This window comes from Mahella sp. (assembly GCF_020054945.1).
In the GTDB taxonomy this organism is placed as follows: Bacteria; Bacillota; Clostridia; order Mahellales; family Mahellaceae; genus Mahella.
Map to the genome: position 1 here is coordinate 1 of NZ_JAIHAU010000056.1, position 15,856 is coordinate 15,856.

Here is a 15,856-nt window from a genome sequence, read left to right on the forward strand (position 1 = left end):
ACACCTGTACCCATTCCGAACACAGAAGTTAAGCCCTTCAGCGCCGATGGTACTAAGCGGGAAACCGCTTGGGAGAGTAGGCCGTTGCCCGGTCTTTTTACTATATGTATGCTCAATGTGAGGTTAGTTAATATGTATAGGGAAATTGTTAAATCAGAGCCGATGAAATTTAAAAAGACAGCGTTGTCTATCTTGTTGACCATTCTATTTATTATCGTGTTTACAGCATTATGCAATGTGATTTATAATATATACCATTTTGAATTTATTAACTATATGGTGTATATAGCCATGGTATGCATAGCATGGGAAGTATTCAGGCGGCGCGCGGTGGAATACAAATATTCGCTGATAGGCGATGACCTTATATTCGAAAAAGTGGTAGGCGGATATCGTACCGTATCATTGAACGTTAAATTGAGCGAGATGTTATATCTGAGGACGTCCGATGTGAAGCCGCAGACAACAGTAAAACCGGATGCGGTATATAAATTTGCCCACGTTTCATGCAAAAATAAAATTTATTGCGCCATATTCGACCATGACGGACAAATATACAAAGTGCTCTTCCAGCCCGATCAAACCATGGTTGAATTGCTGGAAGCACAAAAGTTGCATTAAGAATTATTGAATATGGATAGGCTTAAAAAACAGTCTACCAATCGGCCGTCAAATTGCGAACCGCTGTTGGCGCGCAGTTCATCAGCGGCCTCTTGTATGGTCATAGCCTTTCTGTAAGGTCTATAGGACGTCATAGCGTCGAAACTATCCGCTATGGCCAGTATACGAGCCGCAAGCGGTATATCATCCCCATGTAATCCGCACGGGTATCCTTGTCCGTCTATCCTTTCATGATGATGGAGTATTGCCGGACCTAAAGATTTCAGTTCATTTATATCTTTTATGGCATTATATCCTGCGATGGTGTGTTCTTTTATAACATCGTATTCCTCAGGCGTCAGCCTGCCGGGTTTATTTAATATATGATCCGGTATCTCCGATTTTCCTATATCGTGCAGCATAGCGCTTTCATATATCATCTGCCGCTGTGATTCATCCAATCCTATTTTGTCAGCCAGCATAAGCGCATATTCGGCCACCCTTTTACTATGTTCGTATAAACCGGGCTGCTCTATGTTTATTAAGTCGCTCAAGAAAGATGAAATAGCGGCTCGTTCGTCCATATGCGTTGCGGTGCCTCCATATCTGTAGTTTATTTAAGTATTATCGACATCACACCCCTTTATTCTACAGTATATTTATGAATCTGACAATGATACTTTCAGCCTACTTTCACCTTTCTTTTGCGGTAATTAATCGCCGACTGCGGCTTTACCCTCCATGTTTTTATATTGCAACTGATACAACGCATAGTATATGCCGCGTTTGGCCAGCAATTGCTGATGCGTACCTTCCTCGCGTATACGCCCTTTGTGCAGCACGATGATCTTATCGGCATGCTGTATGGTGGATAATCTGTGGGCTATGACTATGGTGGTTCTGCCGCGCGACAGTTTTTCCAATGCGTCTTGTATAAGCGCTTCGGTTTCGGTATCTATATTGGCGGTAGCCTCATCCAGTACCAATATTGCCGGATCGAAGGCTAATGCGCGCGCAAAGGCTAATAGTTGTCGCTGACCGGCTGACAGGGTGGCGCCGCGCTCCATAACCGGCTCATCGTATTTCTTGGGCAGCTTCTCTATAAAGTGGTCGGCATTGACATAAGAAGCTACTTCTTTTATTTTTTGCTCGGATATGCCCTCCTCGTTAAGGCGTATATTGCTCTTTATATCGCCTGTGAACAGGAATACGTCCTGTAGCACCACGCCTATGTGCCGCCTCAGATCGGCTTGACGGACATTTCTTATATCTATGTCGTCTATCGATATCTGCCCTTTCTGTATGTCGTAGAAACGGCTCAAGAGGTTTATTATGGAGGTTTTGCCGGCGCCGGTATGGCCGACCAGAGCCACCGTTTGGCCTGGTTCTATATGAAAGCTGACGTCTTTGAGCACCCAGTCCTCATCGTTATACGCAAACCATACGTTCTTAAACTCTACCTCTCCTTTTACATGGTCGAGAGGCAAGGGGGCCGGAGGGTCTTCTATGGTTGATTTCTGATCCAGCAGCATAAATATGCGTTCGGCGGATGCCATAGCGGCCTGCAGTATGTCGTATTTTTCAGCCATCTCATATATAGGCTGGAAAAACTGCATCGTGTAATTTACGAAAGCGTATAATACGCCGAATTCCAATGCATTGCGTATGACGTCGCCGCCGCCTACCCATAGTATGGCGGCTAATGTTAGCGAATATATGACGTCCATGGCGGGGCGGAATACGGCGAACACCTTTATCTGCTTCATATTGGCGTCGTAGTATTCTTCATCTATGGCCTCGAATTCCTGTTGCTTGGGCTGTTCTCTGTGGAAGATCTGTATAAGGCGCATGCCCATTATATGTTCCGATAAAAAAGCGTTTATGCGAGCCAGTTTGACCCTTACCAACCGGTAGGCCTCCGTAGCCCATTTCCTATATAATATAGTAAGTATTATAACTATAGGTAAAAAAGCTATAGCTACCAATGCCAACTTATAATTTAATAACAGCATGGCGCCGGCTATGCCTATCAGCATGAACGCATCGCGGAATAGATTTACCACCACGCTGGTATACATTTCGTTTATGGTGTCGGTATCGTTGGTGACCCGGGTTACCAATCGCCCTACAGGATTCTTATCAAAAAAACCGAGCGGCATATTCTCTATATGCGTGAAGATCTCCTGCCGCATGCCGTATATTATGCGCTGTCCGGTATATTGAAGCACGTATATCTGTATATAGTTCATTATGCCGGTGGCTGCCGTTATGATAAGATATATAATGGATATGCGCGTTATGCCGGCCACGCTTTGGGCTGTCACTTCAAAAAGGTAATTGTCTATAGCCAGCTTCATGAGATATGGCGTCGCCAAACTGCCTGCTGTTATCAGGAATAGAAGCACTATGCATGATAATATAGGCGCCCAGTAAGGTAGCATATAGCCCAGCAGACGGCGCATTATACGGGGATCATAGGATTTTCGGCTTATTTCTTCATCTACATAATCTGGCATAATCTCACCTCATTGCGTCCTTTCCAATTCTTCTTCGAGTTTTTGCATCTCATAAAGCTCTTTATATAAACCTTCTTGCCGTATAAGCTGCTCATGAGTGCCGCGCTGCACTATGCGGCCGTCATCCAATGCTATGATCTGATCGGCATCCTTCACGGCGGATATGCGATGGGCTATTATTATGGTGGTCCGATTTTTTCGCACAGCGCTTAAACCCTTTAATATCCGCTCTTCGGTATCCGTATCCACCGCTGAAAGGCTGTCATCCAATATGAGTATTTTCGGATTCTTCATGACGGCCCTTGCTATGGATACGCGCTGTTTTTGACCGCCGGAAAGCGATACGCCGCGTTCGCCCACTATGGTGTTGAATTTATCGGGGAAATCCATAACGTCGTCATACAGCTGTGCTATGCGCGCGGCCTGCTCCACCTGTTCCATAGTATAATTATCCACTCCGAAAGCTATATTTTCGGTTATAGTCGCGGAGAAAAGGAAATTATCCTGAGGCACATAGCCTATGCTTTGGCGCAGTATGCCCAATGGTATTCGATTTATATCTGTGTTGTCTATGAATACATGGCCGTCTTCTACTTTATACAGCCGTAGCAGGACATTGATGAGCGTGGTCTTGCCACTGCCTGTGCGCCCTACTATGGCTAATGTCTCTCCTTGTTTTACCGAGATGTTTATATCGGTCAGTGCCGGAGGCAGAGTGGGTTCGTATCTAAATGTCAGGTCTTTGTACTCTATGTCACCGTGTATCTCATCTATGTCCGCAGGGTTATCGTCGTATATCTCCGGACGCTCATTCATTATAACATTTACGCGCTTCATGGATGCGGTACCGCGTTGTGCCATATTTACCACCCAACCTATCGCTATGACCGGCCATATGAGCATGCCAAGGTATGCGTTGAACGATACGAATTGCCCCATGCTTATCTCACCGTTTATCACCATCATGCCGCCATAATACAGCACTATTATAAAGCTCAGACCGGATAAAAGCTGCATGAGCGGTTCCATGATGCCCCATACCTTTACCATGCGCATATTCATGTCCATGTTATGCTTATTGGCTTTGGCAAATTTTTTGAGCTCGGCTTTTTCCTGTACAAAAGCCTTGATCACGCGTATGCCGGTAAAATTCTCTTCTACGGTATCGGTCAGATTTGAGAAAGCCCGCTGCACCTCTCCGAAGCGCTCGCGTATGAAACGGCCAGCTATCAGTACCGAGATGGCCATAAGCGGGAAAGGGATCAGCGCCAGCATGCTCAAACGCCAGTCTATGGTGGCAAATACCACTATGAGCGAAGCGATGATCATGAACAGCGAGTCGGTGGCCATCACTACGCCCTGACCTATAAACATACGTATGGCATTTATATCATTGCTGGCATGAGCCATGAGATCGCCGGTTTTATGTATATTATAGTATCTCGGCGACAGCGTGGTCAGATGGGCGAAAAACCTGTTTCTCAGCTCTTTTTCCAGCAAACGCGAGCCGCCTACTATGAGCAAACGCCATATGTAACGCAATATCATTATAGCCACAGCTATGAGCACTATTATGACGGCATACCAGCCAAGCGTGGTATAGGTCATTGTATGTTGCTGCAGGTTATCGGTTATCAATCCAAGCAACCTTGGCATGACAAGCTGCAGTATGTCTACGGCTAACAGGCATAAAATGCCGCCTATATAACGCCATTTATATTTGGAGAAAAACCAGTTGAGTGTTCTAAATTCCCCCATAAAAATACCCCTTTGCGATTATTTCACGATGTCGAAAGATATTATATCATGGTCTCCGACAATATACAATGCCGTATCGAGGGGTACTGGAGCTGATTTTATATGAAAAAACCGGCATATGCCGGTTTTTTCACAGATATGCTGTTACCTGTAGGGTATGCATATACGCTGTCCTATCTGGAGATTATTTGGGTTAACTCCGGGATTAGCTGCCATTATGGAGTCAACGCTTACTCCAAATTGTCTGGACAGCTTATAGAAGGTGTCGCCTTGCCGTATGATATATGGGAAACCATTAGGGCATTCGGGTACCGGTTTTATCGGTATGCATATAACCTGCCCTATTTGCAGATTGTCGGGATTTATACCGGGATTGGCGGCGATGATGGAATCAACGCTTATGCCGAAACGCTGTGCCAGCCTATACAAGGTATCGCCCTGCCGTATAACATACAATATGCCGTTGGGGCATTGCGGTACGGGTGTACCTGCCGGTATGCATATTTGCTGGCCTATCTGCAAATTATCCGGATTTATACCGGGATTAGCACGTAATATAGCGTCCATGCTTACGTTAAAGCGCAATGACAGACGGTATATGGTATCGCCAGGCTGTATAGTGTAAATAAATCCGCCTGGGCATGGCTGAGACTCTGCCTCGTAGTTCTCATTTTCATCCATAGGATGACCCCCTTATTTAGATATTCTTCGCATATACTGCATTATATGAAGCAGTATGTAAAAGTGTTAACATGCATTAGTCCAAGGCCGTGTGCTTAGAGACGCGATGAATTGAAGATGGAAAATTGTCTTGACAATATTAGGTTCGGTAAGATATTATAAAAGCAAGGTTAAAGGCACAATTATGGCGAAAATAGGAGGGGTTACAATGTTAAATGTTATATCCGGAGAGACAGGATCTGGGAAAACGAAAAGGTTGATCGATATGGCCAATAAAGCTGCAGAACGTTGCAAAGGAGACATCGTTTTTATCGATGACGGTAAAAGATATATGTACGATTTAATCCATCAAGTTCGATTTATTGATGCCAGTGAATTTAGGCTAGATGACCCGCGAATGCTGTATGGTTTTTTATGCGGCATCATAGCGCGTGATTTCGATATAGACATGATTTTCATCGACGATTTCCTAAAATTAGTTAATATGGAGCTTGACGAATTGGATGAATTTTTTTCAAGGCTGAACGAATTATCCGAAAAAATAGGCGTTCGTATTGTAGCTGATATAAGTGCTTCTCCTCAAAATATTCCTACTTTTTTGAACAAATACCTTATAATTGAAGAATAGTGATAGAGCACGGGAAGCTCACATTAAATGCATGTATGAACTCTTCCATTATTCATAAAGCCCATATGCAATTCAATAAATGTGTGAATTTTGCAACTTTTCATATCCTATATTGCATAATATGCATATTTATTATAAAATAAAGTCATTGTGGTACGGTCCACAAAATAATACGACAAGGGAGTCGATTGTATATATGGAGAAACTTGAAGGTATTTCAGGGTTTCAGGGTTCAGTATAATGATGCGAAGGGCCCGACCAAAGGCGGAATACGATTCCATCCGCAGGAAACCATAGATACTGTCAGAGCGCTTGCTGCATGGATGACATGGAAATGCTCACTCCTCGATCTGCCGCTTGGTGGAGGCAAGGGTGGCGTAATATGCAATCCCAAAGAAATGTCTCAGGGAGAGCTTGAGCGTTTAAGCCGTGCCTACATACGAGCTATTCATCCATTTATAGGGCCGGATAAAGATATACCCGCTCCCGATGTGTATACCAATCCGCAGATAATGGCGTGGATGGCCGATGAATATTCGAAAGCATGTGGCAAAAATCAGTTTGGGGTAGTGACCGGCAAACCTTTAGCTGTTGGAGGATCAGCTGGCAGAGGCGATGCTACGGCGCGGGGTGGATTATATACAGTAAGAGAAGCGGCTAAAGCGTTAGGTATGGATTTAAAAGGAGCCAGAGTGGCTATACAGGGTTTCGGTAATGCGGGTTATTATGCCGCGGTACTGGCGCAGTCGATGCTCGGTTGCAAAATTGTAGCTGTAAGCGATAGCAGAGGCGGAATATTCAATGAGCAGGGCATTGATCCGGAAGAGGCAAAAACTCATAAAGATGAAACCGGCTCGGTGGTTGGACTGGCAGGGACAAGCCCCATTACCAATGAAGGCTTATTGGAGCTGGACGTGGATATATTGATTCCGGCGGCTTTGGAAAATGTTATAACCGAAAGAAATGCTGCTAATGTCAAGGCAAAGATTGTTGCCGAGCTGGCTAATGGGCCTACTACGCCTGAAGCCGACGATATACTGTACAAAAACGGTGTGCATGTTATACCTGATTTTCTGTGCAATGCGGGCGGGGTAACGGTATCGTATTTTGAAATGGTGCAAAACTTCTATATGTATTATTGGGATGAAGCTGAAGTACATGAGCGCCTGGATAAAAAAATGACCGTTGCTTATAAGTCGGTATTCGAGACCTCAAAGCAATACGAAATAAATATGCGTCAAGCTGCTTATGTAGTGGCAGTAAAACGAGTGGCTGATGCCATGAAGCTTCGCGGCTGGGTATAGCTGTCCAGCAAAAAGCCGTATATGTTTTGATGACATATACGGCTTTTTGTTAAAATTTATATACAATTAATTTCTGTCGCAATTCTGTGGCCAATTTGTTGAGATTCCTTGAGGAATCCAATATCTTGTTGACGGCTTCCTGTTGTTCCTCGGTATTTGCGGCCACCTCCTGGCTGGCTGCAGCAGCCTGTTGGGTTACCGCCGATATACTCTCCATGGTTGATATCACGTCGTTTTTACTCTGCTCTATAGCCGCGATGGAATCAGTTATATGGCCTATGCGTTCAACTATGGTCTCAATGCCCTGGGCAATGGACCTGAATGTGCTGCTGGCATGAATGACAGCGTCGTTTTGAGCTTCCATAACGGATGTCACATCGTTCATCATACGGCTGGCTTTAGCAGTTTCATCGGCTATATCGCTTACCACATCATTGATGCTTTCAGCCGCTTGGCGGCTTTCGTCGGCCAGCTTTCGCACCTCGTCGGCCACCACTGCAAAACCGCGTCCGGCATCACCGGCACGCGCAGCTTCTATGGCGGCGTTTAACGCTAATAAATTGGTTTGTTCGGCTATGTCGTTTATAGTATTTACGAAATCTGTTATATTTTTCGTTTTATCGGTAAAGGATGTTATGATGCCCATTACAGTGGCAGACGTTTTGTTGCTCTGCTCATTCTTGTCCTGTAGTATTTCCATCGCCTCGATACCCTGCTGGTTCAGGGACATCATGCTGTTTGTATGCGTTGATATAGCCTGTGAACTTTCATATAAAGTGTTTATCTGTTCGGAAAGGCCATTTATCATGCGCACGCCTCTTTCGGCCTCGGCAGCCTGCTCCGATGCCCCTTTGGCTATCTCGTTTACGGTGGCGGTTATCTCACTGACCGACTCTGTTACTCTTTCAGCATTTTTGACCATCATATCGGAAGATTCTACCAAGCGGTGTGACATATCGCTTAATCCGCTCAGTATGGTTCTCAGCTCAGAAATCATTGCTGTAAAGCTGACTGATACGGATTCCATGCCCACGAACGATTCATCAGAAAGCGATTGTGAAAAATCCTTATTTTTGACGCGATTCATAAGGTATGTAATGGTATCTATACGCTTGTCAACGTCGCTTTTCAGCACATATATTGCTAGTTCTGATATTAAGGCGGCAAATATTGCGAAGAGCAATGCGTTTACAAAGCTCATGCCAAATAACATGAATAGGATGGCCAATATTACGGATGCTACTATAGGGAACTGCATGATGTTTTTAGTGATTATACCTTTTAATTTAGATACAAACTGCTCCATTGTGCTCCTCCTCATCGATATAAATTCATATAATATTTCGACGGATTCTGCATATTACTTTAGAGACGAGTCGATGCAAGAATGAGCTAACAACTTGCAGTTAAGCAAGAGCGAAGCTATCGCATATATATGCAGCACATGGCTGTATTCCTCTTGAATAAGATGAATATTCCGAGCAATGTTAATAATACCCAATGAGGCGATTTAGCCTATGATGAATTTTTTTATAAAAAACATGCATAATGCTATTGACATTGCTATATATTTTATATAAAATATAGTACATACAAATCGGAAATTGAGGAGGAAATATAAATGGCAATAGACAGGCCTGGATACAAGAGGGATAAGATATATACGGTGGATACTACTTTAAGAGATGGAGAACAGACCGCGGGTGTAGTGTTTGCCAATACTGAGAAACTGGAAATAGCCAAGATGCTTGACGACCTTGGGGTTGATCAATTGGAGGTCGGTATCCCTGCTATGGGCGGGGATGAAGAAGAGGCTATAAGGGCTATTGTAAAGGCTAACCTGAAGGCCAGTATAATGGCGTGGAACCGTGCTGTGGTAGCCGATGTGGAGCATTCCATCGACTGCGGCGTGGATGCCGTGGCTATATCCATTTCGACATCGGACATACACATACAGTATAAACTGCAAAAGAGCAGGGAATGGGTGCTGGAGAGCATGGTCAAGGCTGTGGAATTCGCCAAGAAAAACGGCGTTTACGTTTCGGTCAATGCCGAGGATGCCTCGCGCACCGATGACGAATTTTTGGCTACTTTTGCCAGGACGGCCAAAGAGGCCGGTGCTGATAGATTGCGTTTTTGTGATACCATGGGTATATTGGATCCGTTTATGACATATGACAAAATATCCACGTTGCTGAATAATGTGGATATTGATATAGAAATGCATACGCATAATGATTTTGGCATGGCTACCGCTAATGCTTTGGCGGGGCTTAAAGCCGGTGCTAATTACGTTGGCGTTACAGTGAACGGATTAGGCGAAAGGGCTGGCAATGCAGCGCTGGAAGAGGTTATTATGGCCATAAAGTACGTATGGGGTTACAAGGTCGATGTGGATACTAAAAAATTCAAAACACTGTCGGAATATGTAGCTAAAGCATCGGGCAGGGAACTGCCTATATGGAAAGCCATAGTGGGTTCTAATATGTTTGCCCACGAGGCCGGAATACATGCCGATGGCGTAATCAAAAACCCGCGTACGTACGAGGTTTTTAATCCCGAAGAGGTGGGCCTCGAGCGTCAGATAGTTATAGGCAAGCATTCCGGTACGGCGGCTATAAAGAATAAATTTAAGGAATACGGCATACAGCTCGACGAAAAAGATGCGAACGCCTTGCTGGTGAAGGTCAGAGCGCTCTCGGTAGAGTTAAAAAGACCTCTGTTCGATAAAGAACTGGTTTCGTTATACGAAGAATATATGAAAGAAAAACAAAGCGCTTAAAACCGGGTTTAAAGCCCCGGTTTTTTTTGATATAATTGATAAAACAAAAGATTTTCGGGAGGAGAATGAATGGGCAAAAATCTGGTACAGAAGATAATAGCCTCGCATTTAGTCAAAGGCGATATGGCGGCAGGGCAGGAGATAGCCATACGCATAGATCAGACGCTTACGCAAGACTCCACAGGTACCATGGCGTATCTCCAGTTCGAAGCCATGGGTGTTCCCAGGGTTAAAACCAAATTTTCCATAGCATACGTAGACCATAACATGCTACAGACAGGCTTTGAAAATGCCGACGACCATCGCTATATACAAACGGTGGCGGCTAAACACGGCGTTTACTTCTCGCGACCAGGCAACGGCATATGCCATCAGGTTCATCTCGAGCGTTTCGGCAAACCGGGATGGACGCTTTTGGGCTCGGACAGCCATACGCCTACAGGCGGCGGCATAGGCATGCTGGCTATAGGTGCCGGAGGTCTGGATGTAGCCGTGGCCATGGCCGGCGGTCCCTATTATCTGACTATGCCCAAGGTGTGTCATGTGGTATTAAAGGGGCAATTACAGCCATGGGTATCGGCTAAAGACATCATATTGGAGCTGCTGAGGCGGCTTACAGTCAAGGGCGGTGTGGGCAAAGTAATGGAGTATGGAGGAGAAGGCGTATCCTCTCTGTCGGTGCCCGAGCGCGCCACTATAGCCAATATGGGCGCTGAGCTGGGGGCCACCACCTCCATCTTTCCCAGCGATGAACGCACGTTAGAATTCTTAAAGGCACAGGGCAGACAGAATGATTGGGTAGCTTTGGCAGCCGACAGCGATGCCACATACGATGAAGAAATTATTATAGATCTGGATAAATTAGAACCTATGACAGCCCGGCCTCATAGTCCGGACAACGTTGTAAAAGTCAAGGATATAGAAGGCATGCCGGTTGATCAGGTGGCCATAGGCAGTTGTACCAATTCATCATATGCCGACATGATGAAAGTGGCGGCTATACTCAAGGGCAAAACAGTGCATCCAAATGTCAGTCTGGTTATATCCCCAGGGTCAAGGCAGGTATATACGATGCTCGCGCAAAACGGCGCTTTAGCAGATATGGTGGCAGCCGGCGCGCGCATACTGGAATCAGCGTGCGGGCCGTGCATAGGCATGGGTCAGGCCCCCGCTACAGACGCTGTGTCGGTACGCACTTTTAACCGTAATTTTTACGGCCGCAGCGGTACGCCCAGCGCTAAAGTGTACTTGGCCAGTCCTGAAGTGGCGGCGGCAACGGCTATAAGCGGTGTGTTGACAGATCCGCGTTCTTTGGGCCGGCCGGTAACCGTCGATACGCCCGACAGATTTTTTGTGAACGACAACATGGTGCAACCGCCGGCAGAGAATCCTGATGATGTGCGGGTTGTAAGAGGGCCTAATATAAAGCCGTTCCCAATAAACAAGCCTATGCCCGATATTGTAGAGGGCAAGGTGTTGCTGAAGATGGGCGATAATATCACTACCGATCATATAATGCCGTCCAACGCCAAATTATTACCATACCGGTCGAATATACCGCACCTTTCTGATTACTGCCTGACGCCGGTCGATCCGGAGTTTCCGGCCAGAGCTAAAGCGAATGGAGGCGGAATACTTGTGGCCGGCGTAAATTATGGGCAAGGCTCCAGCCGCGAACATGCGGCTTTAGTGCCGCTATATCTCGGCATAAAGGCCGTTATAGCGAAATCTTTTGCCCGCATACATGCATCCAATCTCATAAATTCCGGTATATTGCCGCTTGTATTTGTGGAGCAGGCCGATTATGATACCATAGATCAAGGCGATGAACTGGTTATAGAAAACGCACCGGCACAAGTGAAAGCCGGCGATATACTGGTCGTGGATAACCGCAGTAAAGGCCTGCAATATCGTGTCGCCTTAAATGTGTCGCCGAGATTTAAAGAGATATTGTTGGCGGGCGGATTGCTTAATTATACTAAAAAAGAAGGAGAAGCGAGTGATGTATAATGTAACATTAATACCGGGAGACGGCATAGGGCCCGAGGTGGCTTATGCAGCAAGGGATGTTGTGGATGCCACGGGTGTATCGATAAAATGGGATGTAGTGGAGGCCGGTGAGGCTGTTATGAAGGATTACGGGACACCGTTGCCCGATTATGTGCTGGACTCGATACGGCGTAACAAGGTGGCGCTGAAAGGCCCCATAACCACACCGGTCGGCACAGGCTTCAGAAGCGTGAATGTTGCTTTGAGGAAAGAATTGGATTTATATGCTAATTTGCGTCCGTGTATTTCATTCAAGGGCGTTAAAACTCACTACGAAGATGTGCCGATAGATCTCGTTATAGTAAGGGAGAATACGGAGGACCTTTATGCCGGCATCGAGCATATGGTGGGCAAGCATGCCGCCGAGAGCATAAAGATCATAACGCGCGAGGCGTCGGAACGTATAGTCCGTTTCGCTTTTGAATATGCTGTAAGAGAGGGCCGCAAAAGGGTTACGGCTGTGCATAAAGCCAATATCATGAAGTTGACTGACGGATTATTCCTGGAGTGTGCGCAGAAGGTGGCTCAGGATTATCCGCAGATAGAATTCGATAATATGATAGTGGATGCCATGAGCATGAAACTCGTTCAATCACCGGAAAACTACGATGTATTGGTTATGCCGAATTTATACGGTGATATACTGTCCGATCTGTGCGCCGGGCTGGTAGGGGGGCTCGGTATAGCACCGGGCGCCAATATAGGCGATGATGCCGCGGTATTCGAGCCTATACATGGAAGCGCTCCGAAGCGCGCCGGACTCAATATGGCCAACCCGACAGCTACCATATTGTCGGCTGCTTTAATGCTCAGGCATTTAGGTGAGGATGAGGCTGCCGACAGAGTGGTTAAAGCGGTGGCTGAGGTTATAGCGGAGGGCAAAGAGGTAACATATGATTTGGGCGGCAATACGGGAACAAAAGGATATGCGCAAGCGGTTATAAGGCATATGCGGTAAAAGGCGGATTTTATTTGCCTGTTGCAACAAAAAAGGCTGCAGAATAAGCATTTTCTAATATACGATATCCCATATTTGACCGTTTGTAGGACACAAAAGCAGGAAAGCCGCTTAAATAAGCGGCTTTCCTAAATATCAAAATAATCGCACCAACCCAAAAGGTTAATTTGTCTGTCGCATTGCCGGTCGAAGTCAGTGCCACCGTCAGTAACAAAGCACCAAAGCAGAACAGTACCATCTACCTGACAGAAACAGGGCCTGCTAAGGCCAAGGTAACTGCTGTATGCAGCTACAAGACAACAAAGACCACATACCATGGCACAATTGCTTCTAATGGGGAAGCAGTCGTTCCCATCAAGATTGGTAGAGCCGTACGGAATTATAAGGTAGTAGTCAATGTTACTGTACTATACAACGGCAAGAGCTATAAAGCACAAACATACTTTATACCGCGATGAGAAAGACAGATAACCTTGAGTCAATTATTACTTAAAGAAGCGATAAAATATTATCACGCGTTTTTACAGGGGATAAACAGCTTTATAAGGGGCAAAACAAATAAAATAATAACCTATAACGCATGATAGGATCTGTTATCATGCGTTATTATAGTGGTGCGCCGGCATGGGCGCACTCTTACGGGTGGAAGTCCCGAACCCGTCCAGCAGTGGCTAAGAAATATCAACGATACATTAAACTAAAATATTAATCTGATTAGAGAAATAACGTATTATAAAAAAATTTTTTGCCAAGTATACTTGACATATCGGAAATTTGATGGTAATATTTGATTATCACAAGAAGGGAGTATAAAAATGGATAAAAATGAAATTTTGGAAAAAAGCCGTTCAGAAAACCATGATGAATATGAAACGTACATCAAAGATCAATCCATAAAATGGCTGTTCCTTGTAATGGTTATTACATCAGCAATATTTGCAGTAATACGAGGAATAAAAGGAGAAAGTATGCTGGATTTGGCAGTCATTGTATGTGCTTCGGTTGGCAGCTCTCTTCTTTATAGATTTAATAAACTCAGAAGCAAAGATGATCTTCTTTCCGGAATCATTGCTTTTTGTACGGCTGTTATTTGTTTAATAGGATTTTGTTTAGGATACTGATCGAATCCTTATGAACTGATTGCGCTGTCTGAAAAGGCAGATAAATAGCACTTTAGCAAATATAGAAGAGAATATTTTGCTTCATGCACATGCCTGAAATTAGCGGGATGTTAAATACTGCAGCAAAAATTTACCCTAACCAATAAAATGGGAAACTAACTCTTTAAGGAAGTAAGCAGGTTATAATAAAGGCATGATGGGATAAAGAATCGATTTTATTGAGTGACAAAGCTAATGCGCTGCCTGATTTTGAACGGGAAATATGTACAGCGCAAATAACTCATAAGCTATTAATATTGTGAGAACAAAACCTGGCATGACATAATGTAGATAGCAGTTTTGTTAATAATTTTACTGGAGGTATAAGTATGAACAAGGACGAAATCCTGGAAAAGAGTCGTAGAGCCAATGTGGATGAGGGTGAGATAAAGGACGTGCACTTGGTGTATTGGTTATGATGGCAATGTCTATAATTTTGTTAGTTTTCAATTTGGTAAAAGGGGAAAACAAGAGCAATTTTAGGAATCATTGCGGGTATTGTTTTTTTGTTGCATATATTATTGTAATCACTGTGGGGTAACAGAATGAATGATGAACTAATCCTGAAAAACAGGGTGAAAGAAGCGAGAATCGAAAAAGGCTTATCTCAAAGTCAACTTGCTGAGCTTATTGGTGTATCGAGGAATACGATTAGTTCTATTGAGACAGGTAAATTTAACCCAACCGCTAAGTTGGCTTTAATTCTTTGTAATGCACTGGATAAGCAATTTGAGGAATTATTTTACTTTTAACCAGCGCATTAATTGATGTAGTATAACAAAAGGAAGATAAACGTCAATAAAGCTTGGTGTTCAAGCGAGTATGCTGAGTCACCGGGTGTAATCGGCAAGAATCAACGCAATAAACACGGAAGCCGGGTCTCAAGCACCGAAGGTAGCAGTGACACAGACGCCTGAGATTTGGAAGCTTCGAGCCGAGAACAAATTGAGGTCAAGGCAGCGTAGGGGGTACCGCAATAATGTGGCGTACAGTTTCAATCTCTACGTATGTAACTGTATTTTGATGTTCATCTTCGATAACTATTTATCAAAAAAGATTTTCTAATTAGATTATTAGTGAGGGATTGTTATGATAAAAATTAAGTGGATTGGCATTATAAATGAGGATTATGAATTCCAATACGAAGCTTTACCCAAAGAAGATGAGAAAGGTAAATAATCGTGAGTCAATTACTCCTTAGCATTGTAACCGCTCTCAGTCACAAATAGCAAGGCCTTACATTAAGCTACTTGTAAACTGTTATCCCCTATAAACGGGAAATGTATCATTGTATGGGTATATCAACAATATTATCTGTTTCTTTATAATAATCGACCTTGCCATTATATTTATATTCCCAAGTTCCATATTCGATTCTTTTTGTTGTGTATTCAACCATTCTTACTGCTTTATCACTTTT

13 protein-coding genes and 1 rRNA gene are annotated in these 15,856 nt (G+C 44.3%); 9 read left to right on the plus strand and 5 right to left on the minus strand.

Annotated features, from left to right (window positions below; translation table 11 throughout):
• Positions 1–93, plus strand: a 5S ribosomal RNA gene (gene rrf, locus JG770_RS09635); the annotation flags it as partial.
• Between the two features lie 524 nt (positions 94–617).
• Here the strand turns inward: rrf and JG770_RS09640 are convergent.
• From JG770_RS09640 to JG770_RS09655, 4 genes are all read right to left on the minus strand, one after another.
• A complete protein-coding gene (locus JG770_RS09640) occupies positions 618–1,184 on the minus strand; it encodes an HD-GYP domain-containing protein (protein WP_291958314.1) in 567 nt (188 codons plus the stop codon).
• Between the two features lie 129 nt (positions 1,185–1,313).
• Positions 1,314–3,116 carry an ABC transporter ATP-binding protein gene (locus JG770_RS09645; protein WP_291958316.1) on the minus strand — a complete coding sequence of 601 codons (1,803 nt, stop codon included), beginning with the start codon at positions 3,114–3,116 and terminating at the stop codon, positions 1,314–1,316.
• A gap of 9 nt (positions 3,117–3,125) precedes the next feature.
• A complete protein-coding gene (locus JG770_RS09650; protein WP_291958318.1) occupies positions 3,126–4,874 on the minus strand; it encodes an ABC transporter ATP-binding protein in 1,749 nt (582 codons plus the stop codon).
• Between the two features lie 144 nt (positions 4,875–5,018).
• Complete coding sequence (locus JG770_RS09655) at positions 5,019–5,555, minus strand: LysM peptidoglycan-binding domain-containing protein (RefSeq protein ID WP_291958321.1); 537 nt, start codon at positions 5,553–5,555, stop codon at positions 5,019–5,021.
• 208 nt (positions 5,556–5,763) lie between these two features.
• On the opposite strand from JG770_RS09655, the gene JG770_RS09660 reads away from it, so the two are divergent.
• Positions 5,764–6,183: an ATP-binding protein gene (locus JG770_RS09660; RefSeq protein WP_291958325.1), complete on the plus strand. Its 420-nt coding sequence runs from the start codon at positions 5,764–5,766 to the stop codon at positions 6,181–6,183.
• Positions 6,184–6,371: 188 nt separating this feature from the next.
• Positions 6,372–7,487 carry a Glu/Leu/Phe/Val dehydrogenase gene (locus JG770_RS09665; RefSeq protein ID WP_291958328.1) on the plus strand — a complete coding sequence of 372 codons (1,116 nt, stop codon included), beginning with the start codon at positions 6,372–6,374 and terminating at the stop codon, positions 7,485–7,487.
• Positions 7,488–7,536: 49 nt separating this feature from the next.
• Here JG770_RS09665 and JG770_RS09670 read toward each other — a convergent pair whose 3' ends face one another.
• Positions 7,537–8,793: a methyl-accepting chemotaxis protein gene (locus JG770_RS09670; RefSeq protein WP_291958331.1), complete on the minus strand. Its 1,257-nt coding sequence runs from the start codon at positions 8,791–8,793 to the stop codon at positions 7,537–7,539.
• A gap of 315 nt (positions 8,794–9,108) precedes the next feature.
• On the opposite strand from JG770_RS09670, the gene nifV reads away from it, so the two are divergent.
• The 6 genes from nifV to JG770_RS09700 all read left to right on the plus strand — a co-directional run bounded on the left by nifV (position 9,109) and on the right by JG770_RS09700 (position 15,188).
• A complete protein-coding gene (nifV, locus tag JG770_RS09675) occupies positions 9,109–10,269 on the plus strand; it encodes a homocitrate synthase (protein WP_291958334.1) in 1,161 nt (386 codons plus the stop codon).
• 69 nt (positions 10,270–10,338) lie between these two features.
• Positions 10,339–12,279, plus strand: a complete 1,941-nt coding sequence (locus JG770_RS09680) for an aconitate hydratase (protein WP_291958340.1) — start codon at positions 10,339–10,341, stop codon at positions 12,277–12,279.
• A complete protein-coding gene (locus JG770_RS09685) occupies positions 12,269–13,276 on the plus strand; it encodes an isocitrate/isopropylmalate dehydrogenase family protein (RefSeq protein ID WP_291958342.1) in 1,008 nt (335 codons plus the stop codon). The genes JG770_RS09680 and JG770_RS09685 overlap by 11 nt, the downstream gene beginning before the upstream one ends.
• 815 nt (positions 13,277–14,091) lie before the next feature.
• The gene (locus JG770_RS09690; protein ID WP_291958344.1) at positions 14,092–14,397 is read left to right on the plus strand and encodes a DUF6442 family protein; all 306 of its coding nucleotides are present in this window, start codon (positions 14,092–14,094) and stop codon (positions 14,395–14,397) included.
• Positions 14,398–14,765: 368 nt separating this feature from the next.
• Positions 14,766–14,855, plus strand: coding sequence for a DUF6442 family protein (locus tag JG770_RS09695; protein ID WP_291958346.1), 90 nt, complete (start codon positions 14,766–14,768; stop codon positions 14,853–14,855).
• Positions 14,856–14,981: 126 nt separating this feature from the next.
• Positions 14,982–15,188 (plus strand): helix-turn-helix transcriptional regulator, encoded by a 207-nt coding sequence (locus tag JG770_RS09700; RefSeq protein WP_291958347.1) that lies wholly within the window; start codon positions 14,982–14,984, stop codon positions 15,186–15,188.
• The last annotated feature ends 668 nt before the right edge of the window (positions 15,189–15,856 follow it).